At 70.8% G+C, this 24,497-nt stretch carries 23 protein-coding genes and 1 tRNA gene; 13 read left to right on the forward strand and 11 right to left on the reverse strand.

Annotated features, from left to right (window positions below; all coding sequences use genetic code 11):
- Positions 1 to 69 precede the first annotated feature (69 nt).
- Entirely contained in the window at positions 70 to 1,509 is a 1,440-nt protein-coding gene (locus AC4FS2_RS11895; RefSeq protein WP_491156645.1) for an HNH endonuclease signature motif containing protein, read from the forward strand.
- A gap of 160 nt (positions 1,510 to 1,669) precedes the next feature.
- Here AC4FS2_RS11895 and AC4FS2_RS11900 read toward each other — a convergent pair whose 3' ends face one another.
- Positions 1,670 to 3,466: a DUF2207 family protein gene (locus tag AC4FS2_RS11900; protein WP_491156644.1), complete on the reverse strand. Its 1,797-nt coding sequence runs from the start codon at positions 3,464 to 3,466 to the stop codon at positions 1,670 to 1,672.
- A 43-nt stretch (positions 3,467 to 3,509) separates the two neighbouring features.
- Between AC4FS2_RS11900 and AC4FS2_RS11905 the strand changes: the two genes are divergently transcribed.
- Positions 3,510 to 3,965, forward strand: coding sequence for a MarR family winged helix-turn-helix transcriptional regulator (locus AC4FS2_RS11905; protein ID WP_491156643.1), 456 nt, complete (start codon positions 3,510 to 3,512; stop codon positions 3,963 to 3,965).
- A gap of 12 nt (positions 3,966 to 3,977) precedes the next feature.
- Here the strand turns inward: AC4FS2_RS11905 and AC4FS2_RS11910 are convergent, their stop codons facing one another.
- Positions 3,978 to 5,474 carry an L-serine ammonia-lyase, iron-sulfur-dependent, subunit alpha gene (locus AC4FS2_RS11910; RefSeq protein ID WP_491156642.1) on the reverse strand — a complete coding sequence of 499 codons (1,497 nt, stop codon included), beginning with the start codon at positions 5,472 to 5,474 and terminating at the stop codon, positions 3,978 to 3,980.
- Positions 5,475 to 5,605: 131 nt separating this feature from the next.
- Between AC4FS2_RS11910 and AC4FS2_RS11915 the strand changes: the two genes are divergently transcribed.
- Positions 5,606 to 5,678 (forward strand) — tRNA-Arg (locus AC4FS2_RS11915).
- A 65-nt stretch (positions 5,679 to 5,743) separates the two neighbouring features.
- Here AC4FS2_RS11915 and AC4FS2_RS11920 read toward each other — a convergent pair.
- Positions 5,744 to 6,346, reverse strand: coding sequence for an asparagine synthase (locus AC4FS2_RS11920; RefSeq protein WP_491156641.1), 603 nt, complete (start codon positions 6,344 to 6,346; stop codon positions 5,744 to 5,746).
- Between the two features lie 145 nt (positions 6,347 to 6,491).
- Between AC4FS2_RS11920 and AC4FS2_RS11925 the strand changes: the two genes are divergently transcribed.
- The 3 genes from AC4FS2_RS11925 to AC4FS2_RS11935 all read left to right on the forward strand — a co-directional run bounded on the left by AC4FS2_RS11925 (position 6,492) and on the right by AC4FS2_RS11935 (position 7,843).
- Complete coding sequence (locus AC4FS2_RS11925; protein ID WP_491156640.1) at positions 6,492 to 6,689, forward strand: hypothetical protein; 198 nt, start codon at positions 6,492 to 6,494, stop codon at positions 6,687 to 6,689.
- Between the two features lie 155 nt (positions 6,690 to 6,844).
- Positions 6,845 to 7,258, forward strand: a complete 414-nt coding sequence (locus tag AC4FS2_RS11930; protein WP_491177253.1) for a DUF4383 domain-containing protein — start codon at positions 6,845 to 6,847, stop codon at positions 7,256 to 7,258.
- Between the two features lie 12 nt (positions 7,259 to 7,270).
- Positions 7,271 to 7,843, forward strand: a complete 573-nt coding sequence (locus AC4FS2_RS11935; RefSeq protein WP_491156638.1) for a hypothetical protein — start codon at positions 7,271 to 7,273, stop codon at positions 7,841 to 7,843.
- A gap of 6 nt (positions 7,844 to 7,849) precedes the next feature.
- Here the strand turns inward: AC4FS2_RS11935 and AC4FS2_RS11940 are convergent, their stop codons facing one another.
- From AC4FS2_RS11940 to AC4FS2_RS11955, 4 genes are all read right to left on the reverse strand, one after another.
- Positions 7,850 to 8,803 (reverse strand): aldose 1-epimerase family protein, encoded by a 954-nt coding sequence (locus AC4FS2_RS11940; RefSeq protein ID WP_491177256.1) that lies wholly within the window; start codon positions 8,801 to 8,803, stop codon positions 7,850 to 7,852.
- A 1-nt stretch (position 8,804) separates the two neighbouring features.
- Complete coding sequence (gene araA / locus AC4FS2_RS11945; protein WP_491156636.1) at positions 8,805 to 10,316, reverse strand: L-arabinose isomerase; 1,512 nt, start codon at positions 10,314 to 10,316, stop codon at positions 8,805 to 8,807.
- Positions 10,317 to 10,408: 92 nt separating this feature from the next.
- Positions 10,409 to 12,022, reverse strand: coding sequence for a xylulokinase (locus tag AC4FS2_RS11950; RefSeq protein ID WP_491156635.1), 1,614 nt, complete (start codon positions 12,020 to 12,022; stop codon positions 10,409 to 10,411).
- 173 nt (positions 12,023 to 12,195) lie between these two features.
- Positions 12,196 to 13,215 (reverse strand): LacI family DNA-binding transcriptional regulator, encoded by a 1,020-nt coding sequence (locus AC4FS2_RS11955; RefSeq protein WP_491156634.1) that lies wholly within the window; start codon positions 13,213 to 13,215, stop codon positions 12,196 to 12,198.
- 107 nt (positions 13,216 to 13,322) lie between these two features.
- Between AC4FS2_RS11955 and AC4FS2_RS11960 the strand changes: the two genes are divergently transcribed.
- Positions 13,323 to 13,982 (forward strand): DnaJ family domain-containing protein, encoded by a 660-nt coding sequence (locus AC4FS2_RS11960; protein ID WP_491156633.1) that lies wholly within the window; start codon positions 13,323 to 13,325, stop codon positions 13,980 to 13,982.
- A gap of 627 nt (positions 13,983 to 14,609) precedes the next feature.
- Here the strand turns inward: AC4FS2_RS11960 and AC4FS2_RS11965 are convergent.
- On the reverse strand, positions 14,610 to 16,052 hold the full coding sequence (locus tag AC4FS2_RS11965) for a cation:dicarboxylate symporter family transporter (RefSeq protein WP_491156632.1): 1,443 nt from the start codon (positions 16,050 to 16,052) through the stop codon (positions 14,610 to 14,612).
- Between the two features lie 145 nt (positions 16,053 to 16,197).
- Here AC4FS2_RS11965 and AC4FS2_RS11970 point away from each other — a divergent pair, with 145 nt between their 5' ends.
- Both AC4FS2_RS11970 and AC4FS2_RS11975 read left to right on the forward strand, forming a co-directional pair.
- Positions 16,198 to 17,778 carry a sensor histidine kinase gene (locus AC4FS2_RS11970; protein WP_491177258.1) on the forward strand — a complete coding sequence of 527 codons (1,581 nt, stop codon included), beginning with the start codon at positions 16,198 to 16,200 and terminating at the stop codon, positions 17,776 to 17,778.
- A complete protein-coding gene (locus AC4FS2_RS11975; protein ID WP_491156630.1) occupies positions 17,775 to 18,458 on the forward strand; it encodes a response regulator in 684 nt (227 codons plus the stop codon). The genes AC4FS2_RS11970 and AC4FS2_RS11975 overlap by 4 nt, the downstream gene beginning before the upstream one ends.
- Positions 18,459 to 18,477: 19 nt before the next feature.
- Here AC4FS2_RS11975 and AC4FS2_RS11980 read toward each other — a convergent pair whose 3' ends face one another.
- Positions 18,478 to 19,269: an IclR family transcriptional regulator gene (locus tag AC4FS2_RS11980; RefSeq protein WP_491156629.1), complete on the reverse strand. Its 792-nt coding sequence runs from the start codon at positions 19,267 to 19,269 to the stop codon at positions 18,478 to 18,480.
- A gap of 117 nt (positions 19,270 to 19,386) precedes the next feature.
- Between AC4FS2_RS11980 and AC4FS2_RS11985 the strand changes: the two genes are divergently transcribed.
- The 4 genes from AC4FS2_RS11985 (at position 19,387) to AC4FS2_RS12000 (ending at position 23,090) form a co-directional block, all read left to right on the forward strand.
- Complete coding sequence (locus tag AC4FS2_RS11985) at positions 19,387 to 20,160, forward strand: CoA transferase subunit A (protein ID WP_491156783.1); 774 nt, start codon at positions 19,387 to 19,389, stop codon at positions 20,158 to 20,160.
- Between the two features lies 1 nt (position 20,161).
- On the forward strand, positions 20,162 to 20,812 hold the full coding sequence (locus AC4FS2_RS11990; protein ID WP_491156628.1) for a CoA transferase subunit B: 651 nt from the start codon (positions 20,162 to 20,164) through the stop codon (positions 20,810 to 20,812).
- On the forward strand, positions 20,812 to 21,996 hold the full coding sequence (locus AC4FS2_RS11995; protein ID WP_491156782.1) for an acetyl-CoA C-acetyltransferase: 1,185 nt from the start codon (positions 20,812 to 20,814) through the stop codon (positions 21,994 to 21,996). The genes AC4FS2_RS11990 and AC4FS2_RS11995 overlap by 1 nt, the downstream gene beginning before the upstream one ends.
- A gap of 248 nt (positions 21,997 to 22,244) precedes the next feature.
- The gene (locus AC4FS2_RS12000; protein WP_491156627.1) at positions 22,245 to 23,090 is read left to right on the forward strand and encodes an alpha/beta hydrolase; all 846 of its coding nucleotides are present in this window, start codon (positions 22,245 to 22,247) and stop codon (positions 23,088 to 23,090) included.
- Between the two features lie 137 nt (positions 23,091 to 23,227).
- Here the strand turns inward: AC4FS2_RS12000 and AC4FS2_RS12005 are convergent, their stop codons facing one another.
- Positions 23,228 to 23,899, reverse strand: coding sequence for a GntR family transcriptional regulator (locus AC4FS2_RS12005; RefSeq protein ID WP_491156626.1), 672 nt, complete (start codon positions 23,897 to 23,899; stop codon positions 23,228 to 23,230).
- Between the two features lie 11 nt (positions 23,900 to 23,910).
- Positions 23,911 to 24,453, reverse strand: a complete 543-nt coding sequence (locus tag AC4FS2_RS12010; protein WP_491156625.1) for a VOC family protein — start codon at positions 24,451 to 24,453, stop codon at positions 23,911 to 23,913.
- Between the last annotated feature and the right edge of the window lie 44 nt (positions 24,454 to 24,497).

The raw sequence follows: 24,497 nt of genomic DNA on the forward strand, positions 1-24,497 counted from the left end.
TCCACCGATTTCTGGCCTGATCTGGGCCTGAGTCGCTCCGATGTCGGTGGCCAGCGGGACAATGGGGTCATGTTCGACAGCGACCAGACAGCCCTCGTGGACTCCCTCCGCGACGGCCTGCGTGCGCTCGTCGGCGGCTTGGACGCGGCAACCGCCTCCGACGACTCACTGCTGAGTCAGGCGGCAGACGTCGAGGAACTGGGTCGGCTGTTGGATGCAGCCCGCGTGGTCCTGGCCGGTGAGGTCGCCGACCGCTCGCGCGCAGAGCTGGGCGAAGACCGGTTGTCTGCGCGACGTGGATGCCGCACCCCCGGCGAACTCCTCGAACGCGTCACCCGCATATCCGCGTCCACCGCGCGGACGCGGATGCGAGCCGCCGCACCCCTGCGCCCCCGCACGGCGCTCACCGGCGGCGAACTCCCCGCGGCGTTCCCCCTCGTCGCCGATGCGGTGACCGCCGGTGCGATCGGAGTGGACGCTGCAGCGGCGATCGCCGCGGAGCTCGCACCCATTCGCGACCGCTGCGCGGCGGTCGACGCGGATGCGTTCGCCGCGGCTGAGGAAGCACTGGTGGATGCGGCCGTCGGCACCGCCGATACCCGGCCGGCCGGGGCGGACGAGATCGCGATCATGGCGAAGACCTGGGCCCTCTACCTCGACCCGGACGGCACCCTCCCCGACGAGGGGCGTGCGCTCAAGGCGCGCGGCCTCACCCTGGGACGCGAGCAGAGCGGTGTCGTTCCCCTGCGCGGGAGCCTGATGCCGGAGGTCGCCGCGCAACTGCAACGCCTGTTCGACGCCTTCCTCAATCCCAAGGTGACCTCGGCTCCCGGTCCTCGATTCGAACCCGACGCCGCGTGCCCTAACGCGGGTGAACCGAACGAGGATGAGGACGCGCCCGTCGATCCGCGCACCACCCCGCAACGCCGGCACGACGCGTTCGCGGGCGTGCTCACGGTCGCTGCGGGGATGGACGGGATGCCCCAACTCGGCGGCGCCGCCCCCACCCTCACGGTCACCGTTGCCGCCGACCAGCTCGCACAGCCCGGCGGAGTGGCGTTCGTCCCCACGCGCGACACCGACGACACCGGCGCCGTCTCCGCTTCCGTCGCACGGCATGTGGCATGCACCGCCGCGATCCAGCGTCTGGTGTTCGACGGCGCCGGCAGCATCGTCGAGCTCGGCACACCGCATCGCATCTACAACGCCCACCAGCGTCGGGCGATCGCGGTGCGGGACGGCACCTGCATCACCCCCGGATGCCACGTCCCCGCCGCGTGGTGCGAAATCCACCACGTGGAAGAGGCCGCCCGCGGCGGGCCCACTCACACCGACAACGGAGTGGCCCTGTGCTGGTTCCACCACCGCACCATCGAGACCAGCGGTTGGGAGATCCGCATGATCCGACGCGCCCCATGGATGCGCGCCCCGAGATGGCTCGATCCCGCCCGGCGGTGGCGCCCCACCGATGGATCACCCGCCCGCCAGCTCGCCACGCTCACCGTCTGACGCTGTGCTCAGACTTTGGGACGGGCGCAGAAATCACGGAACGTCGCGATGGGATTCGGTGCGTCACGAACTGGGCGGGCGAGCCCCGGCCGCCACCGGGACGCGGGAGGGGCTGCACCCCACCGCCCCGCCATCCGACCGCCACCGGGACGCGGAACAGCTAGACGCCGCCGCCGCCACCGCCTCCACCCCCGCCGCCAGCCGACCCGCCCCCGGTCGACCCGCCCGACGTGGACGAGGCCGAGGTCACGTTCGCCGACAGCGACCCGATGCCCGACGCGAACGACGCGGCGCTGAAACCGGAGGTTCCGACGTACCAACCGGGCGTTCCGGTCGAGTCGTACAGCACCGCGAGCCGGTCGGCCCACTGCTTCTCCTGCCCGAAGACCACCGCGTACGGCAGCAGTGCCTCGTAGATCCGGAGCATCTGCCGCGGATCGTTCGCATCGACAGGCGTTCGCTCCGCGCCGCCCGGAGACTGCAGCATCCGGATGCGGTCCGCCTCCGCCCATTCGATGAACTCCTTCAGTCCGGCCAGATGATCCCGGGTCTCGGCACCGAGCGCCGTGAGCGGCTTCCGGGCGATCAGGCCGCCGACCGCGACGACAGCGATCGCGGCCGCGATGAGCAGCACGATCGGAATCCACGGCGTCACGCTGGCCGCGAGCGCCAGGACGCCGAACGTGAACACCCCCGCGGTTGCGACCAACGCCAGCATGAACGGCAGCACTCGCTCCCGCAGGGGCACCTCGCGCCGCAGGCCACGGGTCACCAGTTCCTTCCCCGCGGCCGCGAGGATCGCGCGGGCCGCAGTGGACAGCCGCGTGTCCTGCCGTCCGAAGGAGAACACCGCGCCCGGCGCGGCCCCCTCGCCGAACAGCCCGTCCAGCAGCATCCGGCCATCACCGTCGGCTCGCGCCGGATCGATGAGATGCGCCTCCAGGTCGACGCCCCCCAGCCATCGGCGCTTCCCCTCGACGATGCGGATGCTGCCCACCACGGCCTGTTCGAGAACCTCCGCCGGAATCGCCTTGGCCGATTTCCCCAGCAGCACCGCACTCTCGAGGGCATCGACGGCGCGGGGCGGCGTGTACTCGGCGATGATCGTCGGCCGCCCGGGCGCGTCTGCGAGCCGTCGGACGCGGACCACCACGGCCCACGCCAATGCGGCGAGAAGGACCAGCGCACTCCCGGCCTGCAACCACCCCCACGGCGAGGCGAGATAGGACGCGTCGAACGGGGTGAACGTCCCCGGCGCGAAGCCCACCGCAAGCGTCAAGGTCTCCCCCGGCCCCACGTCGGTCGCCTCCGCCCGCACGGTGACCCCACCATCCGGATCGGGTTCCGCCACGATCGGGCACCCCGCCGTGGAGTCCCGCGGGCCGGCGTAACACGCCTGCGAGCCGGTGAGAGAAGGGGCGAGTTCTGCGTCCACGTAGAGGTTCGCGGTCACCCGACCGAAGGGCTGCGCCCAATCGAGCCCGTTCACGTTCCAGTAGAACTCGTCCGCGCGGGTGTCTTCGAAGGCTCGGACCGCGTTACGCATCGTGTAGGTGAAGACATAGGTCTGCTCCCCGTGCACGAAGTCGTCGGCGCGAGAGGTGACGAGTAGGTACCCGTCATCGCTCTCGGTCTCCACGGGCCGCGACCTGCCCTCCGCGTCCGTCACCGAGACGAGGTCGACATCGAGCGGCGCACCGAGGTAGGTCTCCGGGAGCAGCCGCTGCATCCCCCTGTTCTGATCACTGTCGGGGAAGACCGCGACGAACGTTTCGACCACCCGGACCTCGCTCGCGCCGTCCTCTGCGCGCGTGAGCGTGTAGTCGGCGTTCATGCTCGCGAACGTGAAGTCGTTCACGTCGGCCGAGGCGGGTGAGGCCGGGGATGCGACGACTCCGGCGGTCAGCGCCGCCAGGAGGATCACCAGGGTGACCGCGACGCGTCGGATCGGGTTCATGCCGCTCAGCCTAGGCGGCCTGCAATCGCCGTAATCTGAGGGTATGACCGACCGTCGCCTCGCCGTGGCCGCCTGGGAGAGTCTCTTCCGCGCGCAGCACGAGGTGCTCGAGGAGTTGAGCGTCGACTTCACCGGCACCGACCTCTCGCGAGCCGAGTACGACGTCCTGCTCACCGTCACGCGCGCACGGGACGTGACCGCGCGACTCCGCGACGTCACGGCGAACATGCTGATCAGCCAGCCGAGCGTGTCGCGGCTGGTCGAGCGGATGGTGTCCCGCGGACTCCTCACGAAATGCTCCGATCCGGATGACGGGCGGGGCACCCTCGTGCGGGCGACCGACGCCGGCGCCAGTGCCTTCCGGAAGGTCGCCGCCAACCACGCCACATCCATCGCGGAACGGATGTCCCTGCTCAACGACGAAGAACTGGGGATGCTGCGCGACCTCACCGCGAAACTGCGGAAACCGCCGGAGCCCGAGCCGGAAACCGACTACTGAGCGGGCGCCGCGTCAACACTCGATCACGTTGACCGCGAGACCCCCTTCGCTCGTCTCCTTGTACTTCGTCGACATGTCGATGCCGGTCTGACGCATCGTCTCCACGACCGTGTCGAGTGAGACGTAGTGCGATCCATCGCCGCGCAGCGCGAGCCGCGCGGCGGCGACGGCCGTGGAGGAGGCGATCGCATTCCGCTCGATGCAGGGGATCTGCACGAGGCCGCCGACCGGATCGCACGTGAGGCCGAGGTGGTGCTCCATCGCGATCTCCGCCGCGTTCTCGATCTGCCGGTTCGTCCCGCCCATGACGGCGGTCAGTCCTCCGGCGGCCATCGCGCACGCCGAGCCGACCTCGGCCTGACATCCGCCCTCGGCGCCCGAAATGGACGCGTTCGCCTTGAACAGCGATCCGAGCGCCGTCGCGGTGAGGAGGAACCGGCGGACGCCGCGGCGGCGGTTGGCCTCGGCCACGTGTGCGTCATCCCAGGCGGCGGCTTCGGTCGGCGAGATCGCGTGGCCGTTGTATCCGAGCAGCGCGCTCCCGACCAGCTCGCCGTACGGCGTGACGGCGTTGCCCGCGCCGAGTCCCGAGTCGGCGAGGAATCGCCACCAGTACATGGCCACGGCGGGGAGGATGCCGGCGGCGCCGTTCGTGGGCGCGGTGACCACCCGTCCGCCCGAGGCGTTCTCCTCGTTGACGGCGAGCGCGAAGGCACCGAGCCACTCCCCCGGCAGTTCCCGCCGCCCGTCCGCCTCGACCTCTTCGAGCTGGGCGCGGATGGCCGACGCCCGGCGCTTGACCCGCAGCATCCCCGGCAGCACACCGTCGGCCTGCAGCCCGGCGTTCACGCATGCGGCCATCGTGTCCCAGAGCCGGTCCAGCCCCGCGGCGATCTCGGCGTCGTCGCGGAGCGCCTCCTCGTTGCGACGGGCTGCCTCCGCGATCGTGATGCCGTGTTCGTCGCAGAGCGCGAGCAGTCCTGCGGCGTCGTCGAAGTCGAAGGGGAAGGAGTGGGCACTCACCCGCGGAGGCTCGCCGTGGCGTCGGATGAAGCCGCCGCCGACGGAGTAGTAAGTCTCTTCCGCGAGCACCTCCCCACCTCCCGCGCGCGCGACGAGGGTCAGGGCGTTCGGATGCCCCGGCAGACGCGTGCGCGGAGCGAAGACGACATCCTCCTTCGCGAAGGCGACCGGATGCCGGCCCGCCAGCAGGAGCGGCTGCCCCTCGGGCCATCCGCTCCACGCCGCACGCACCGCATCCGGGGCCACGGTCTCGGGAACGAGCCCCTGAAGCCCGGCGACGACCGCGTCCGGCGTGCCGTGACCGATTCCGGTCGCGCCGAGCGATCCGTACAGTGCGCAGGCCACGGCCGCGGTTCGATCGAGCATGCCGGTCGCCGCAAGTCGCGCGACGAAGTCGCCGGCCGCGCGCATCGGTCCGACCGTGTGGGAGCTCGAGGGTCCTATTCCGATGGAGAACAACTCGAACGCCGAGACGTAGGCGCTCATCCCCCCAGGGTACGCCGCGACCCCGCCGCCGCCCCCGGATACGACCGCGAAAAGGCCGTCTCGATTCGCGGCGGCGGCGGAGTGTGAGGTACTCTCAGTGAGGCCTGCGCGCCGTTTCGCGCGGAGGCCGTGCGCCCGTAGCTCAATGGATAGAGCATCTGACTACGGATCAGAAGGTTGGGGGTTCGAGTCCCTCCGGGCGCGCACTGTGTTGAGACAGTGATGAAATCCCCCGGTTCTCCTCTGGAGACCGGGGGATTTCTGCATCCTTACTCTTCGGCACCCGCCTGAGCTGTCTGCGGCTCTTCACCGGGCTCTGCGTCGGCCGCGGACCGCCGGCGTCGCGCGTGCGATGCGAGCCTCGGAAGATCGACCATGCGGAGCGCATCCATCCGCGCCTTCCGCATCCGCCCGTAGTCCGGATCCGCGTCTGCCGTCATCCCCTCGACCTTGAGGCGGCGCTGAAGGTTCGCCTCCACGTCGCCCCACGCTGCGTCCCGCGCGGCGTCGAGGAGGGCGAAGACCCGTTCCCGGTCGTCGGCCAGGGCACGCAGCTCCTTCGCCACGCCGGCGTACTGCTTGCGGCGCCGGCGAAGGTTCCGGGTGTCGCGCTCGCGGTAATCGTGTGTGCCGCTGGACGTGGAGTGCTTGCCCCACGCGCCGCGGCGAAGCTCCCGCATGCGGTCGGCGGCCCGCTCCTGTTCTCGCGCGAGGTCCAGCAGTGTGTCGCGCGTGAACGCCGCGAGCGCGTCGCGATCGAAGTCGGCACCACCCGAGATCGTCTCGACGAGGATGTGGTTGCGGACGGTCAGCCGAGCCGCGGCCAAGGCGATCGATACGCCCTCCGCGACAGCATCCGACGTTCGCCCCACCGTCCACCTCCTCGCTTCGAGGCTAGCGTCTGTGCGCGGCCCCAGCCGCACGCATACCGCGGCTTCGCCTGCCATGCAACCCCATCGGGTGGCGCCTCGCTCCGCCCCTACGTTCGCCTCAACAGCAGATCCAGAAGGAGGACGCATGGGACTCATGGATGACGCGAAGAACGCCGGTCGCAAGGCGAAGGATGCCTGGGAAGACGCCACCGACGGCAAGGACGGCACCGCCGAGAAGGCCGACAACAGCCAGCCCGCCGCCGACACGCGACGAGCGGACGCCGAAGGCGGCAGCCCGGACCACCACCACGAGATGGAGGAGCAGCTCCGCCGCGACCCGTAAAGTGCGCGACGCAGCAGAACAGGGAAGGCCTCGAAAGAATCGAGGCCTTCCGCCTGCCCGGCCGTCACCTTCCGAGGCACGCACATCCGATTCCTGATCCGTTCCGAACCATCCGCAGGCGCGGTACCGTCCGCGCCACTCATCTGGAGGTCCTCATGGGCTCATCACCGAACCGTCTCGTCGGCGTCATCTTCGGCGCCGTCTACCTGCTCGTCGGCTTACTCGGCTTCACCGTCACCGGAGACGTCGCATTCGCGGGGCCGGACGGCAACCTGCTGCTCGGCATCTTCCAGGTCAACCCGCTGCACAACATCGTGCACCTGCTGGTCGGTGCGGCGCTTCTCATCGGCGGCATCGCCGGCGTGCGTGCGGCCAAGACCGTCAACATCCTCGTCGGGGCGGTCTACCTCCTCCTCGGCATCGTCGGCTTCTTCCTGCAGGGTCCGGCCAACTTCCTCGCGCTCAACGTGGCCGACCACTTCCTGCACCTCGCCAGCGCGATCATTCTGCTCGGCGTGGGCCTGGCCGCCGACAAGAGCGTGCGTGACTCGCGCACTCGCACGGCGTAAGGCGATTTCCCCGTGACGCTCACCGCGTCCGATCCCGCCGTCCCCGCGCGCGCTCTGCGTGCGGGGATGGCGCGGGTCGCGTTCACGGGCTCATGGCCCGCGGTGGCCGGTTGGGGTGCCGGGCTGATCCTCGCCGCCCTGGGCGCCGGGGGCGTCGTGGGTCCCGCCGGCACCGCGCTCAGCCGAGGCGTGGGCCTGCTGCTCTTCACGCTGGGCGTGACCAGTCTCGCCTGGGGCACGGCGAGCCTCGCTCGCACCCGCATCCTCGTCCCGCGTCTCGTCGTGGGCGGCGCCATCCTCGGGATGCTGCTTCTCACCGTCCTGCTGGCGCTCTCGCCCGCCCACACCAGCGTCGTGGCCGCGGCCGCAGCGACCGCCCTGGTTCTCGTCGTCGCCGGCTACGCCGCTGTCGCCCTCCGCCGGCGGCCGGGACGCGTCGGCGAACGCGCGCCGAGTGTGTGGGGCCTCATTCTTGCGGCGGCCGTGCTCTCGGTCGTGGTGACCCCCGCTCTCGCCGCCACGCAGGATGCTGTGCTCATCCGCGGCGACGGCACCGTGCCCGCCGTGACACACGACGGGCACTGATCCGCGTCATCCCACCGGGCGGATGGTCCAGCTCGCTTCGAGCGGTTCGGCGCCGGGCTCCAGGAGGAGAAGACCGGTCTCGAAGTCGTAGCGGGCGGCGTTGAACGCGTCAGGAGCACACGTCATCGGCTCGACCGCGAGACCGATCCGGTGCGCCGGAGAACGCTCGCCGTCGGGCTGATCGGCGGTGTGCACCTGCACCCACGGGCACGCCTCACCCCACGTGATCGCCGCGCCTCGGCCGTCCGCATCCGTCACCGCCACGGTCACGGTCCCGTCCGTTTCGCGCGCGAGCGCCGTGAAGGCGTGGTCGATCGCGACAGGCCCGATCGGGCGGGCGGTACGGAAGTCGAACCGGTCAGGATCCGCCTCGACCGGGACGAGGTCGGTGGGGATGAGGCGGTCCGGGGTGACCTCGAGCACCTGGTCCGCGGGCAGGTGCAGCGTCCAGTCGTCCACGCGGCCCGCCCCTCCGACGAGGTACGGGTGTGGCCCCGTGCCCCAGGGCGCGGGGGTCACACCATCGGTCCGCGCCCGCACGGTCTGCGTCAGCCCCTCCGCCGTGAGGGCGAAGGTGGTCTCGACGAACACCCGCCAGGGATAGCCCGTCTGCGGCTCGATGGTCGCCGCGAGGGTGACGTGGCTCGGCCCCTTGTCGAGCACCGCGTACTCGACCCACGCCAGCAGACCGTGCAGGGCGTGCCCCCGCGCGGGTTCGGTGAGGGCGAGGATCTGCTCCACTCCGCCGAACGAGTACCGGCCGTCCACAACGCGGTTCGGCCACGGGGCGAGCGTCACGCCGCGGTAGCCGGGGCGCACCTCATCCGCATCGAAAGGCACGACGAGGTTCCGCCCCTCGTACGTGTACGAGCGCAGGGATGCTCCCACGCCGGCGATCACCGCTTCGGCGTCGCCGGCGCGGAGGGCATGCTGAGTGCCGGAAAGCGGTGCGCGAGCCATGTCAGAGTCCCTGCGCGAGGCGGTAGTAGGCCTGGTTCCAGCGGAGCTCCCTCTGGAACCCGCGAAGGGTGGTGTCGTCATCGATCACGACGAGTTCGGTGCGCGCGATCTCGGCGAAGTCGCGGAAGACCTCGATGCCCACAGCGGTCGTCATGACGGTGTGATGCGCGGCCCCTGCCGCCAGCCAGCATCCCGCCGACGTGGCGAAATCCGGCTGCGGCTTCCACACGGCGCGTCCGACCGGGAGCTTCGGCAGGTCGGGCGCCGCGACGTTCTCGACCACGTTGGCGACGAGTCGGAACCGGTCGCGCATGTCGCTCATGGCCACGACGAGCGCCGGCCCGGGGTCGGCGGTGAAGACCAGGCGCACGGGATCATCCTTGCCGCCGATGCCGAGCGGGTGGATCTCCAGGCGCGGCTTCGACGTCGTGAGCGACGGCGACACCTCCAGCATGTGCGCGCCGAGAATCTTCTCGTCGCCGGGAACGAGGTCGTAGGTGTAGTCCTCCATGAGGCTGGCGCCCCCGGGGAGTCCGGCGCCCATGACGTTGGCGACGCGCACGAGGATCGCCGTCTTCCAATCGCCCTCGGCCCCGAAGCCGTATCCCTCGGCCATCAGCCGCTGCACGGCGAGGCCGGGCAGCTGGGGCAGAGCACCGAGGTCTTCGAAGCTCGTCGTGAACGCGCCGAAACCGCCCTCCTCGAGGAACGCCCGCAGGCCGAGCTCGATGGCGGCGCCGTCACGCAGCGACTCGTGCCGCTCCCCGTCGGCGCGGAGCTCGGGCGCCACGTCGTAGAGCTCCTCGTACTCGGCCACGAGGGCGTCGATGTCGGCATCGGATGCGGCGGCCACAGCCTCGGCGAGGTCGTTCACGCCCCACGTGTTCACCTGCACACCGAAGCGCAGTTCCGCCTCGGTCTTGTCCCCCTCGGTCACCGCCACGTAGCGCATGTTGTCGCCGAAACGCGCGAGTTTGAGCGAGCGGGCGGCGGCCCACCCGGCGGCCGCGCGCTGCCAGTCCTCGACCTGCGAACGCACCGCCGGGTTCGACACGTGGCCGACGACGGTCTTGCGCGCGACGCCGAGGCGCGTCTGGATGTACCCGAACTCCCGGTCGCCGTGCGCGGCCTGGTTGAGGTTCATGAAGTCGAAGTCGATCTCGGACCACGGCAGCTCGACATTGGCCTGGGTGTGCAGGTGCAGCAGCGGTTTGCGGAGAGCGTCGAGCCCTGAGATCCACATCTTCGCGGGGCTGAACGTGTGCATCCACGCGATCACGCCGATGACCTCGTCCCGGGCGTTCACGTCGAGCGCCAGACGGCGGATGCTGTCGGCATCCTTCAGCACCGGCTTCCAGACGACCTTCACCGGCAGTCCGTCGAGCCCGGCCGCGACCGCCTGCGACTGCTCGGCGACCTGCCGGAGCGTCTCGTCGCCGTAGAGGGTCTGGCTTCCGGTGACGAACCAGACCTCGTAGGCGGCGAGGGAGGAGGAAAGCGGCGTGCGGGTCATGGGATGTCCTTCGGGCGGGGCGGGGGCGTTCGGGGGCCGGTTAGGGGAGGCGTGGTGCGGGGCGGTTCGGGGGCGTGGTGGCTCGGGGGGAATCAGAGGGAGGCGACGGCGGCGACCTCGGCGGCGAGGCCCGCACGATACCGGTCGAGGTAGTCGGCGTAACCGGCGACGTCGGCCGGTTCGGGCGCAAGGGTCGTCGCGGGAGCGCCGGCGAACACGCGTTCGCGGAGGTATCCGGCCAGGTCGAGCTGCGAGGCGTGCGCCAGATAGGCCGCCAACACCGCCGCGCCCCACGCGCCGCCCTCGGACGCCGTTTCCGCCACGGTCACCGGCGCGTCGAGGGCTCCGGCGAGGAACCGCTGTGCGACCCCGGCCGTGCGGAAGATCCCCCCGTGGGCATACATCTGGTCGAGTGCGACCTCCTCCTCCGCGAGGATGCGCATCCCGAGGCTCAGGGTGCCGAAGACGCCGTAGACCTGCGCGCGCATGAGGTTCGCCAGGGTGAGGCGGCTGCCGGGCGTCCGGACGATGAGCGGGCGGCCCTCGTCGAGCCCCGCAATCGGTTCCCCGGAGAGGTGGTTGTACGCGAGGATGCCGCCGGCATCGGCATCCCCTTCGAGAGCTTCGCGGAGCAACACCTCGAACACCGCATCCGAGTCGAGGGGAGCGCCCGCCGCGGCGGCGAACTCGCCGAAGACCCCTGCCCACGCGCCCAGCTCGCTGGCGCCGTTGTTGCAGTGGACCATGGCGACGAGGTCGCCGGCGGGGGTGGTCACGAGGTCGATCTCTTCGTGCACGCGACGCAGCGCGCGCTCGAGCACCACCATGGCGAAGATGCTCGTCCCTGCACTGACGTTGCCGGTGCGTGGCGTCACGGAATTCGTCGCGACCATGCCGGTGCCGGCGTCTCCCTCGGGCGGGCACAGCGGCGACCCGGGGCGAAGCTCGCCGGTGGGGTCGAGGAACATGGCACCCTCGGCGGTCAGTTCACCCGCGGGCATGCCGGCCTCGAGCACCTCGGGGAGCAGTTCCCCCACCGGTGCCGGCAGAACGGTTCCCGCGGCGAGCGCGTCGTAGCGGGCGAGCAGCGCGGTGTCGTAGTTCTTGGTCGCCGGGTCGATGGGGAACATGCCCGAGGCGTCACCCACCCCGAGCACCCGGCGTCCGGTGAACCGCTCGTGGACGTATCCGGCCAATGTCGTGAGGGAGGCGATGCGCGGCACATGCGGCTCGACGTCGCGGACGGCCTGGTGCAGATGCGCGATCGACCAGCGGAGGGGGATGTTCACTCCGAACGCCGCGGTCAATTCGGCGGCCGCCGCGGCGGTCGACGTGTTGCGCCACGTGCGGAAGGGCACGAGGAGGGCGCCGGCGTCGTCGAATGCGAGGTAGCCGTGCATCATCGCCGACACACCCATCGCGCCGTACGTGGCCGGACGAACCCCGTACTGCCGCTCGACGTCGGCGACGAGGTCGGCGTAGGCGGCGCGCAGACCCTCCTCCACCGCATCCAGGGAGTAGGTCCACGTGCGGTCGACGTAGTCGTTCTCCCACGCGGAACTCCCCACGGCCAGGACCGTGGTGTCGTCTGCGACAAGGCACGCCTTGATCCGGGTGGATCCGAGCTCGATCCCCAGTGCGGTGCGCCCCGCGGCAATCAGTTCGCGGATGCGGTCGACCGCGTCAGGATCCAGAGATGTCGTCACGGGTGCTCCATCGTCGGCGGGCGAGGTCTCCCGCGAATGTTACCGGTATCATTGCGGCGGCGCGACCCCCCTCCCGCGGGTCCGGCGCCGGAGGGACGGCCGCGAACCGTCGCGTCCCGGGGAGGCGCATCCGCGGGAGGCGCGTCCTGGCGCGGAGTGGGGCGGGCGGGCTGTCAGGGAGCGCTCCGGGGAGCGGCCGTCGAGGCGCGCTCGACCAGGATCGGCGGCGCGGCGGATGCCCCGGCCTCGGGTTCGCCGACCACGGCGGCCACGACGCGGCGGGCCTCACCGGCGAGGTCGAGGCGCACCGTGGTCAGCGCAGGGGTGTAGAACGCCGCATCCGGATTGTCGTCGAATCCGGCCACGCTCACCTCTCCCGGCACCTCGACACCACCGGCGCGCAGTCCGGCGATGAGGCCGAGCGCCATCTGGTCGTTCGCGGTCACGACCGCGGTCGGGCCGTCCGGGCGCGAGACGGCCGCCGCGACATCCCCGGCGGCGGCAGCTCCGGCGGCGGCGCTCCAGTCGCCCGACCATCTCCCGGCGCTCGCGACACCCCCCTCGGCGAGCGCGGCCGCGACGCCCCGCGAACGAGCGACCGCCTCGGTCCAGTCGGCGGGGCCGCTGAGTTCGGCGATGCGCTCATGCCCCAGGGACAGCAGGTGCCGCACGGCGAGGGCTGCCCCCTCGGCTTGACGATCGGTCCCCGCGCCGCCGTGCAGAGCGACGACCGGCACCCCCGGCCGGGCAGCGTCAACGGCCTCACTCGTCCGCGTGTGCGCGGCGACGAGGATGATGCCGTCGACCCCCTGCGACAGGAGGTGCTGGAGCGCAGCGACCACCGAAGCGGGGTCGGCGGCGTCGGCGTACGCGGTGGCGATCCACCTGCCGCGCGCCCGGGCCGCGGTCTCCAGTGCGGCGATCCCCGCGGAGGGGCCGTACAGCGCAGCATCCGAGGCCACCACGCCGAGGGTCCGCGTGGTGCTCGTTCCCAGCGCGCGGGCGGCGTTGTTCATGCGGTACCCGAGTGCGTCCACAGCCGCCAGAACGCGCGCCCGCGTGTCGTCGCGGATGCTCAGGTGCCCGTTGAGCACGCGCGACACGGTCTGCGGAGAGACGCCCGCTGCCCGGGCGACATCGCGGACGCCGACGCGACCTGCGCTTGTCGGGCGTGCACCTGGCTCCTCGGTCATCCCCCGCCTTCCTGCGTGCTGCGCCGCTCACCCTAGCGCGGCCCGCGCCGGCCGACCCCGCCCTCTTCTCCCGTCGTAGGCTCGATGGAGACCCTGCGGAGGTGCGCATGAGCGACGACCCGAGGCAGGCGGCCGCGCGTTACCGCCTCGAGCAGGAAGCGCGCGCGGGGCGCCTGTCGCCCGAGGATGCTGCCGCCCTGGCCGAAAGCCCGCCGGCCGAGGATGCTGCCGCCCTGGCCGAAGGCCCGCTGGCCGGGGACGCTGCCGCCCTCGCCCAAAGCCCGCCGGCCGGGGCCCCCGAACGAGGGTCGACGGCGGCCGAGCGGGCGGCGTACGTGGAAACGGCGATCCAGCAGGCGATGCGGCGAGGCGAGTTCGAGAACCTCCCCGGGGCGGGCAAGCCGCTGGCGGGGCTCGGCGAGAGCCACGACCCCGACTGGTGGATCCGTCGCAAGATCGCCAACGAGAAGCTCACCGGACTCGGACCGCCGGCGCTGATGCTGCGCGTCGAGCACGCCGAGATGGCGGAGCGCCTGGACGCCCTCACCCGGGCGGCCGACGTGCGCGAGGCGGTCGAAGACTTCAACCGCCGTGTCATCGAGGCCCGGCGCCAGCTACTCGGCGGTCCGCCCGTCGTCACCCCGACCCGCGACGTGGAGGCGGAGGTTGCGGCATGGGAGGCGCGCCGAGATGCGCGCGCGGCTGCGGCCGCCGCATCCCCTTCCCCTCCCCGCCGCCGTCGCTGGTTCCGCCGCCCGGCCCCGTAGCCCGGCGACGTGGCGGGGGGTCCGCGATTCGGCCGTTCCCCGAGCACTCCGGGAGGAGATGGCGCTTCGGGAGGGCCGAATCACCACATCCCACCCTCCCCATCGCACATCTCCTCCCCAACCGCCCGCCGAGCCACACGGCCCCACTCGCCCCGACCGCGAACGTCCCCGAGCACTCCGGAGCAGATGGCACTGCGGGAGGAGATGGCGCTTCGGGAGGGCCGAATCACCACGTCCCGCCCTCCCCATCGCACATCCCCTCCCCAACCGCCCGCCGACTATCCCCCGCCGACCATCCCCACGCAGCCACACGGCCCCACTCGGACCCGACCGAGAACGTCCCGAGCACTCCGGGAGGAGATGGCGCTTCGGGAGGGCCGAATCACCACATCCCGCCCTCCCCATCGCACATCTCCTCCCCAAATGCCCGCCGACCATCGCCGCCACGGTCGTCACGGTCGTGATCTCGCGCCGCCGGGAGCTACTGCCCGCCGTGCTCGGCGCCTCGATCGCGCTTCGACCGGACCGCGCCCGGGCTGCTGCTCCGCCTCCAATCCCTGAAAGGCCCGTGAGACACGCATCCGGCCTGCGGCGCCGCAGCACCGTAGGCCGGATGAACGTCAAGCGTCAGCCTCGTTCGGCAGGCTTCGCCGCCGCTGCGGCTGCCTTCGCCCGGAATGCGTCGAGCTCCCGGGTGTTCACGGGGGTCTCACCCTCGGGGTCGCCGCCGACCTTGTCCTGTTCCTGCGCGGCCGCGCCATGCGGGTCGCCGGTGAGCATGGACTCGTCGAACGGCAGGCGGCCGGCCAGCACCTCGCGTGAGCGGGCCGCGTCGAACTGCTTCGTCCACCGGCCGATCAGAACCGTGGCCACCGCGTTGCCGGTGAAGTTCGTCACCGCCCGCGCCTCCGACATGAACCGATCGATTCCGACGATCACGCCGACGCCGTCCACAAGGTCGGGCCGGTAGGCCTGCAGTCCCCCGGCGAGGGTGGCAAGACCGGCGCCGGTGACTCCCGCCGCGCCCTTCGACGCGATGATCATGAAGACGAGGAGGCCGATCTGCTCTCCGATGGACATGGGCTGCCCCATGGCCGTGGCGATGAACAGCGACGCCATCGTCAGATAGATGGCCGTGCCATCCAGGTTGAACGAGTATCCCGTGGGGACGGTGATGCCCACGACGGGACGGGAGACTCCGAGGTGCTCCATCTTGGCGATGAGCCGGGGCAGGGCGGATTCGGAGGACGAGGTGCCCACGATGAGCAGGTATTCACGGCCCAGGTAGCCCATGAGGCGGAACACGTTCATGCGTGCCACCGCCCACAGGAGCGTGCCGAGGATGACCGCGATGAACAGGAAGCACGTGAGGTAGAACGCAAGCATCAGCACACCCAGACTCACGATCGCCTGGAATCCGGTCTTGCCGACCACGGCCGCGATCGCGCCGAACGCCCCCAGCGGGGCGAGCCACAAGATCATGCCCAGGATGCGGAACACGAGCACCTGGAAGCCCCGGACGGCCTCGACCATGCGCGCTCCGCGCTCGCCCATCCGCTGGAGCGCGAAGCCGACCAGGAGTGCGACGAAGAGGACCTGAAGGATGCTCCCGCCGGTGAACGCGGAGAAGAACGTCGTCGGGATGATGCCGAGGAGGAACTCGTCCGTGCTCTCGGCCTCACCCTCCACCTCGTATGCGGCTCCGCCGATGTCCAGGCCGGCGCCGGGGTGGATGATGTTGCCCACCACGAGCCCGATGGCCAGCGCGAACGTCGACATGATCAGGAAGTACCCGAGCGCCAGGCCCCCGATCTTCCCCACCGTCGCCGCCTTCGCGATCGATCCGATGCCCACCACGATGGTGCAGAAGATGACCGGAGCGATCATCATCTTGATCAGGCTCACGAAACCCTGGCCGATCGGCTCGAGGGCGACCCCGACATCGGGCGCGACGAGCCCCACGATGATGCCGAGCACCACGGCCACGAGGACCGCGATGTAAAGCCAGTGATTGCGATCGATCCTTCTTCGGGGTCGTCCGTTACGTGCAGTGCGGAGTGACAGAGCCATCAGCGCCTATCCCCTCTTCCAACATCGTCGTCGTGACCGGCGGGGGTGCCGGTGCTGCCTCGACTGTGAACCAGCCCGCGTGCAGCGGCCAGTTGTGGTCGTATTGTTCACGGCGCGCGACGAAGCGGCGCGGGAGGATGAGGTTGTGAGACTCACCGTGGGAGGCCGGCTGGCGCTGGTCGCGCTCGGGACGGCCGTGGCCACCGGCGCGGTGCTCTCGATCGTCCTCGGCCTCCAACTGGCCGATTCCGGACAGCGCGAGGCCGAGGCCGTGACACGCTCCGTGGCCGAGACGCTCGCCCACGAACCCGCCGTGGCCGACCTCACCGCGGACGGCGATTCTGCCGGCCTCCAGCGCATCGCCGAACAGGTGATGGCCGACGCCGATGTCTCGTTCGTCACGGTCATGACCACCGACGGCATCCGGTTGACCCACCGCAACCCCGAGGAGATCGGGGAACCCTACCTCGGGTCGACCGCGCCCGCCCTCGCCGGCCGCACGTTCACCGAAGTGTACGAGGGCACCCTCGGTCCGTCGGTGCGCACGATCGCGCCGATCCAGGACAGCGGGGAGATGGTGGGATTGGTGTCGGTCGGCGAGACCCTCGATTCCGTTCAGGCGCAGCTTGCCCCACGGGTTCCGCTCATCGCCGTGGTGACCGGCGTGATCGTCGGGCTCGGGCTCCTCGGCGCCGTCTTCGTGCGGCGGTCTGCGCGACGAGTCGCGGGCGAACTGACGCCGGACGAGTTGACGCGCATGGTGGAGAACTACGAGACCGTGCTGCACTCGATCCGGGAGGGTCTCGTCGTCACCGACGGCGAGGGCCGCATCCGTCTCTACAATGACGAGGCGGCCGACCTCCTCGGTCTTCCGCCGGCGCGCAGCGGACTGGTGACGCTCGATCCGGAGGAGGCGGGGATCGCCGCGGAACTTCGCGATGCGCTTCGGGAAGGGCGCCGCATGGTCGAGGAGACCGTCATGACGGGCGACCGTGTCCTCCTCGTCAACCAGGAGGAGGCGCGCGATCTGCGGGGGCGACGTGCCCCGCAGCGGGGCCACGTGATGACGCTGCGCGACCGGTCGGAATTGCAGGCGCTCCTAGGAGAGCTGGCCAGCGTGCAGACGCTGACCGAGACCCTCCGGTCCCAAACGCATGAGCATGGCAATCGGCTGCACACCCTCCTTGCCCTGCTCGAACTGGATCGCGTGGAGGACGCCCGCGCGCTGCTCACCGAGTCCGCCGACCATCGGCAGGGACTGGCCGATCGCCTCGTCGGCCACACCGGCGACTCCGTCATCGCCGCTCTCCTGCTGGCCAAACTGGACGAGGCCGCGGAGCGCGGGGTCTCGATGGAGATCGACATCTCCGATCCGCCGCCGATCGTGGCGATGCCGCCTGCTGATGCGGTGACGGTTCTCGGCAACCTCGTCGACAACGCCCTGGACGCCGCGTCCGCCGGTGCCGAGGGCCGGTGGGTGCGGGTCGGCATGCACCAGGTGGGCGAGGAGACCGAGGTCACCGTGACGGACAGCGGTCAGGGCTTCCCAGCCGAGCTCTCCGACCCGTTCGCGTTCGGCGCGACGACGAAGCCGGCCGCAGCCACCGCGCCTCGCGGGGTGGGCCTCGCCCTCGTTCACGACATCGTGGCCTTGCATGCGGGCTCCGTGCGCATCTCGGGCCCGCCGACCTGTGTGCAGGTACGGCTTCCGGGAGCACCGGCATGATCCGCGTGCTCATCGTCGACGACGACGCCCTCGCTCTCGAGCTGCACGCGGCCTATCTCGCGCGAGTGGACGGGTTCGAGGTCGCCGGCCTCGCCTCCAGTGCCCGCGCGGCTCTTCCCGCGCTCATCGATCCCGATCGCCGGATCGACCTCGTGCTGCTGGACCTGACGCTCCCCGACGGCGGAGGCCTCGGCGTCGCCCGTCGGGCCCGTGCGCACGGCGCCCAGGTGGACATCATCGCGGTGACCGCGGAGCGGGAAGCTTCGACCGTGCGCGCGGCTGTCTCCACCGGGGTGGTGCACTACCTCATCAAGCCCTTCACCTTCGCGGCCTTCCGCGAGCGCCTGGAGTCGTACCGCGCGTATGTCGACGGAATGACCCAGGCCGAGGGCGTGGCGTCGCAGTCGGAGGTCGATGCGCTGCTGGGAGCGCTGCGTGCCACACCTCCCCCACTACCGAAGGGCCTGTCCGAGGAGACCCTCACGGCAGTGGGCGCTCGCGTCCGCGAAGCGGCGGCGCCGCTGTCCTCGACCGAGGTCGCCGAAGCGGAAGGGATGTCGCGGGTCACCGCGCGCCGCTACCTGGAGCATCTCGTGGACAGCGGACGGGTCGCGCGGGTGCCCCGTTACGGAGCGCCCGGCCGTCCGGAGATCACCTACGCATGGTTGCGCTCACCGTGACGAACCCGGGGACCGAGGATCAGCGCTGCGCGACGCGCGTCGTCAGCTGGTGCGCGTGGGCCAGGAGCGTGCGCCCGAGTTCGGCAAGACGATCCGGTCCGAACCGGAACTGCACGCCTGTGAGGCTCAGCGCCCACTGCGGCTCGCCCTCCCGGTTGAACACGGCGGCGCCCATCCCCCAGCTTCCCTCGACGATGAGCCCGGGGTTGACCGCATAGCCCCGTTCGTGCGTTTCCCGCAGCCGCGCGCGCAGACGCTTCTCGCCGTGCGGTGCACCCCAGGCGTCCCCCAGCTCCGGGTGCCGGTCGAAGTAGGCGTCCACATCGTGGGGCGGGAGGAAGGCGAGGATCGCCAGGCCCGCGGATGCGACGCCCAGCGGGAAGCGCACCCCTTCCGCGAGCACGAACGAGCGGATCGGGAAGCTTCCCTCCTCGCGCAGGAGGCACACCGTCTCGTCCCCCCGGCGGACGGAGAGGAAGGCGCTCTCCTCGGTCCGCACGGCCAGCGAGCGGACGATGTCGCGCGCGGTCGGCGTGATGTCGTAGCGGGATGCGGCGACGGTTCCCATGAGGTACAGCTCGGGTCCCGGCATCCACCGTCCCGTAGCGTCGTCCCGGTCGACCAGACCCTCCCGGCGGAGCGCCGTGAGCAACCGGTGCACCGTCGGCCGCGTGAGGTCGGCCCGCGCGGCGAGGGTGCCGATCGCTGCTCCCTCGACCCCGGCCGCCGTCACGAGGCGCAGCAGGTGCGCGGCCCGAGCGATGGCCTGCGCGCCGGGTACCGCCCCACGGTCCGAGGATGCGTCCACCATATGGACGTTACGACCGACGGCATCCACATCGCAACACGACACGTCGCCCGCAACGTGCACGCCGCGCAGGATGGGAGGACGGCGCATCGCTGCGCCGGGAACACGAAGGAGTGCCACGTGATCGACAAGACGTGGGCCTCGGCTGCCGAGGCCGTCGCCGACATCCCGGACGGAGCTTCCCTCGCCGTCGGGGGCTTCGGCCTTTCGGGCAACCCCATCGCCCTCATCGAGGCCCTGCTGGCGCAGGGGACGAGAGACCTGTCGATCGTGTCGAACAACTGCGGCGTGGATGATTGGGGCCTCGGGATCCTCCTGAATGCTCAGCGCATCCGCAAGATGACGTCGTCCTACGTCGGGGAGAACAAGGAGTTCGAACGGCAGTTCCTCTCCGGCGAACTCGAGCTGGAGCTCACCCCGCAGGGGACCCTGGCCGAGAAACTGCGCGCCGGCGGGTCGGGCATCGCCGCGTTCTACACCCAGACCGGCGTGGGCACCCAGGTGGCCGAAGGCGGCCTCCCCCGCAAGTACGACGGCGCCGGCGGGGTGGCGATCGCCTCGCCCGTCAAGGACGTGCGCACGTTCGACCTCGGTGGGCGACCGCGCGAGTTCGTCCTCGAGGAGGCGATCGTCACCGACTTCGCGCTCGTGCACGCTCTCCGCGGCGACCGCCACGGCAACCTCGTGTTCAACAAGGCCGCGCGGAACTTCAACCCCCTCGCCGCCATGGCCGGCCGCGTGTGCATCGCCCAGGTCGAAGAGCTCGTCGAACCCGGCGAGCTCGAGCCCGACAGCATCCACCTGCCCGGCGTCTACGTGCACCGCATCGTGGGAGTCGGCTCCGACATCGAAAAACGCATCGAGCGACGCACCGTCCGCGCGGAAGGGAAGTGACATGGCGCTGACCCGACAGGAGATGGCCGCCCGCGCCGCGCGTGAACTCACGGATGGCTCGTACGTCAACCTCGGCATCGGACTTCCGACGCTGGTGCCGAACTACGTGCCGGACGGGGTGACGGTGGTGCTGCAGTCGGAGAACGGGATCCTCGGCGTCGGCCCGTACCCTCCCGAGGATGCCGTCGATCCCGACCTCATCAACGCCGGGAAGGAGACGGTGACGACCCTCCCGGGCACGGCCTTCTTCGACTCCGCACTCAGCTTCGGCATGATCCGCGGGGGCAAGATCGACGCGGCCATCCTCGGTGCGATGCAGGTGTCGCGGGACGGGGATCTCGCGAACTGGATGATCCCCGGGAAGATGGTGAAGGGCCCCGGCGGCGCGATGGACCTCGTGCACGGCGCCGCCCGCGTCATCGTGCTCATGGAACACGTCGCCAAAGACGGTTCGCCCAAGATCGTGGATGCGTGCAGCCTGCCGCTCACCGGCAAGGGCGTGGTCGACCGCATCATCACCGACCTCGCCGTTCTCGACGTCACCCCGGAGGGGCTCGTCCTCGTGGAGACGGCACCCGGCGTGAGCGTGGAAGATGTTGTGGCGGCCACCGAACCGCCGTTGCTTGTCCGCATCCCCCAGGAGCAGAAATGATGATTCCCGACGACATCGTCCTCGTGGCCGCGGCGCGCACCCCGCAGGGCCGCTTGAAGGGCCAGCTGGCGGCGCTCACCGCCACGCAGCTGGGCGGGATCGCCATCCGCGGCGCGCTCGAACAGGGCGGCATCCCCGCCGACGCGGTGGATGCGGTGCTCGTCGGGCAGGTGCTGCAGGCCGGCGCGGGCCAGAACCCGGCCCGTCAGGCCGCCGTCGCGGCGGGCCTCCCGTGGGAGGTGCACGCCTCCGCGGTGAACAAGGTGTGCCTGTCGGGGCTGACCGCGATCATCGACGCGGCGCGGATGATCCGCACCGGCGACGCGCGGGTCGTGGTCGCCGCCGGCATGGAGTCCATGACGCGGGCGCCGCACCTGCTGATGGGATCGAGGGAGGGGTGGACCTACGGCTCGGTCGAGGCGCTGGACCACATGGCGTACGACGGACTCACCGACGCGTACGACCACGAGAGCATGGGCGCGTCGACCGAACGGGCCAACGCGCGGTTCGACGTCTCGCGCGAAGCGCAGGATGCCGTCGCCGCCCGCTCGCACCAGCGGGTCGCAGCCGCCCAGGCGGCGGGGATCTTCGACGCCGAGATCGTGCCGGTGGAGGTCCCGCAGCGGAGGGGCGCGCCGGTCGTGGTGACCACTGACGAGGGCGTGCGCCCCGATACGACGGTGGAGACTCTCTCCCGCCTGCGCCCGGCCTTCGCCGAGGGCGGCACGATCACCGCGGGGAACTCCTCGCAGATCTCCGACGGAGCGTCGGCGGTCGTCGTCACCTCCCGCTCTCACGCGGATGAGAACGGATGGGAGGTGCTGGCCGTCGTCGGCGCGACCGGGCAGGTCGCCGGACCCGACAACTCCCTCCACGAGCAACCCGCACGCGCGATCGCGCAGGCGTGCGAGCGGGCGGGGATCGCGCCGTCCGACCTGGCGTTCGTCGAGATCAATGAGGCGTTCGGCGCGGTCGTGGCCCGCTCGCAGGCAGAACTGGGGCTGTCGGACGACGTCGTGAACGTCCACGGCGGCGGCATCGCGATCGGCCACCCGATCGGAGCATCCGGCAATCGTCTCGTCGTGCACGCGGTGCACGAACTCATCCGCCGCGGCTCCGGCACGGCTGCCGTCGCCCTCTGCGGTGGCGGCGGCCAGGGCGACGCCCTCCTCCTCACCCGCTGACCTCCGCGTCCCCGGCAATACGCCGGGCCCTCTCCCGGAGTGCAGGCGTCCGCTTGGTGCTCCGGCGCTGGCGCGACCCGCGCGCATCGTCGTGGCGCCGTCGCACCGCCCGCGACGGCGTCGACGCTGCCTTCGTGGGCGCATCTCCCCCAATCAGGAGTTTGGGCTTGCGACGCGCCGTTGTCCTCCCTATTGTAGGGGTACTAGTTCGTCTACCTGATGAGCAGGACAAGGAAGGAACATCCCCCATGAAGACCCATTCGTTCTCCGGCCGCCGGCTTGCCGCCGCAGCCGCCGTCGCACTGACCGCGGCCCTGGCCGTGGGCGTCGGAGCCGGCGCCGCCAGCGCTGCGGAGCCGGCGTCGAACGCCAAGCCGACCGCCAAGCCGACCGTCGTCCTGGTTCACGGCGCCTTCGCCGACAGCAGCGGCTGGAACAACGTCATCGACGAGCTCCAGCGCGACGGTTACCCCGTCCAAGCCGTCGCCAACCCCCTCCGCAGCCTCTCCTCCGACAGCGCGTACCTCCGCAGCGTCCTGGAGTCCATCCCGGGCGACGTGGTCCTCGTCGGCCACTCGTACGGGGGCGCGGTCATCACCAACGCCGCGACCGGCAACGAGCACGTGAAGGCCCTCGTCTACATCGCCGCGATCGCGCCCGACGCCGGAGACGCCGTCATCGACTTCCTCGACCCCGTGAAGTACCCGGGCGGCGTGGCGGACCCGGCAAAGGACCTCGTTTCGCGTCCGATCGCCGGCGGCGACACCGAGTCGCTCATCAACACGACGCGGTTCCGTGACATCTTCGCCGCCGACCTGCCCAAGAAGGACGCCGCACGCATGGCCGTCACTCAGCGTCCCGCCGCGTCCCTGAGCATGACCGAGAAGTCCGGCGAGCCGGCGTGGAAGACCATCCCGAGCTGGTACCAGGTCTCCACGCAGGACAAGGCCGTCTCCCCCGTCGCCCAGCGCTACTTCGCCGAGAACATCGGAGCCCAGACCTCCGAGGTCAAGGGATCGCACGTCGCGTTCATCTCGCACGCCAAGGAGACCGCGAAGACGATCGAGAAGGCTGCCAAGGCGACCACCAAGTAATACCGACGCGCCCAACCGGGCGCACCTCCGCGGGGAGGGCGATCGACACCTGATCGCCTGAAACCCGATGCCAGAGGCCCAGGTCACCACGCGACCTGGGCCTCTGGCATCGGTGCGCGGGGCCGCGCACGGCACCGCTATGCGGGAAGGTCGAAGACCTCGGGATGCCGCGTCAGTTCGAGGCGGCTGCGGCGGATGTGCTGCGCCAACAGCATCTCGGCGTCGTCGGCGTCACGCCGACGGAGCGCGCCCACCAGCAGCTGGTGGTCGTGGTGCACGCCGCGGTCGCCTTCACTCCAGAACAGCCGCGTCGCGGCGCGCCGGTAGTGCTGCGTGCGGTTCCACAGGCTCTTGACGAGGTCGGTCAGCACGCTGGTGTCGACGTGGTCGATTCCCAGGAGGTGGAATTCGCGGTCCAGCGCCAGGAACTCCTCGACGTCGGCGGATTCCTCCATGCGATCGGCGAGCAGCTGGAGCCGCTCTATCTCGTCGTCGGTGACCAGCTCGACGTTCATCTTCAGCAGCAGCGGCTCGAGCCGCTCGCGGACGAGGTACAGCTCCTGGCATTCTCCGGCGCCGAGCGTGGAGACCCACGCCCCGGTGTTGGCGACGAGGGTGACGAGACCCTCGGCCTCCAGCATCCGCAACGCCTCGCGCACGGGGAGCCGGCTCGCACCGTGACGCTCGGCGAGGTCGTCCTGACGAATGCGCTCGCCCGGGGCGTACTCGCCGTCGAGGATGGCGTCGCGCAGGGTCGCGGCGATCCGGGCGCCGGTGGCGCCGTGCACGCCCGCACGCGGAGCAGCCATCACGGGTCCTCTCACGCAGTCGGGTCGGTGGGCTTCCACAGCAGACGCGGCGCGTCCGCCTCGTACGCCTTGCCGCCGGGATAGCTGACGAGCTCGAACTGCAGCCCCCACGGAGCGCGGAAGTACACCCACCGCTGCCCGAGAGCCGCCTGCGCGCTGGCCACCGGCTCCCCCATCACCTCGACACCGGATGCGCGCAGATACTCGACCGCGGCATCCATGTCATCGACGTACAAGGCCAGATGGTACCCGCCGATGTCGCTGTTGCGCGGCTGCGGGTTCTGCCCATCGGCGGAGTCGTAAAGGAACGTCTCGATGTTCACACCGGTCGCGAGGCGGTAGAAGCGGATCTCGCGAATGACGGTGCGCGGATGCACGCCGAGCTGGACCTGCATCCAATCGTCCTCGGCGCTCTTCTGACCGAGGGTGTAGATGTACTCGGCTCCGAGGACGTCGACGAGGAAAGTGTGCGCCTCGTCGAGGTCGGGCACCGTGATGCCGATGTGATCCGATCCTCGCAGGCCCGGGATTCCGGGGCTGTTGTCCTGAGTCATACGCGACCTCCTCGTCGACTGGTGACCACATCGTATCCATTTGT

It is taken from the genome of Microbacterium sp. Z10_103 (assembly GCF_058310455.1).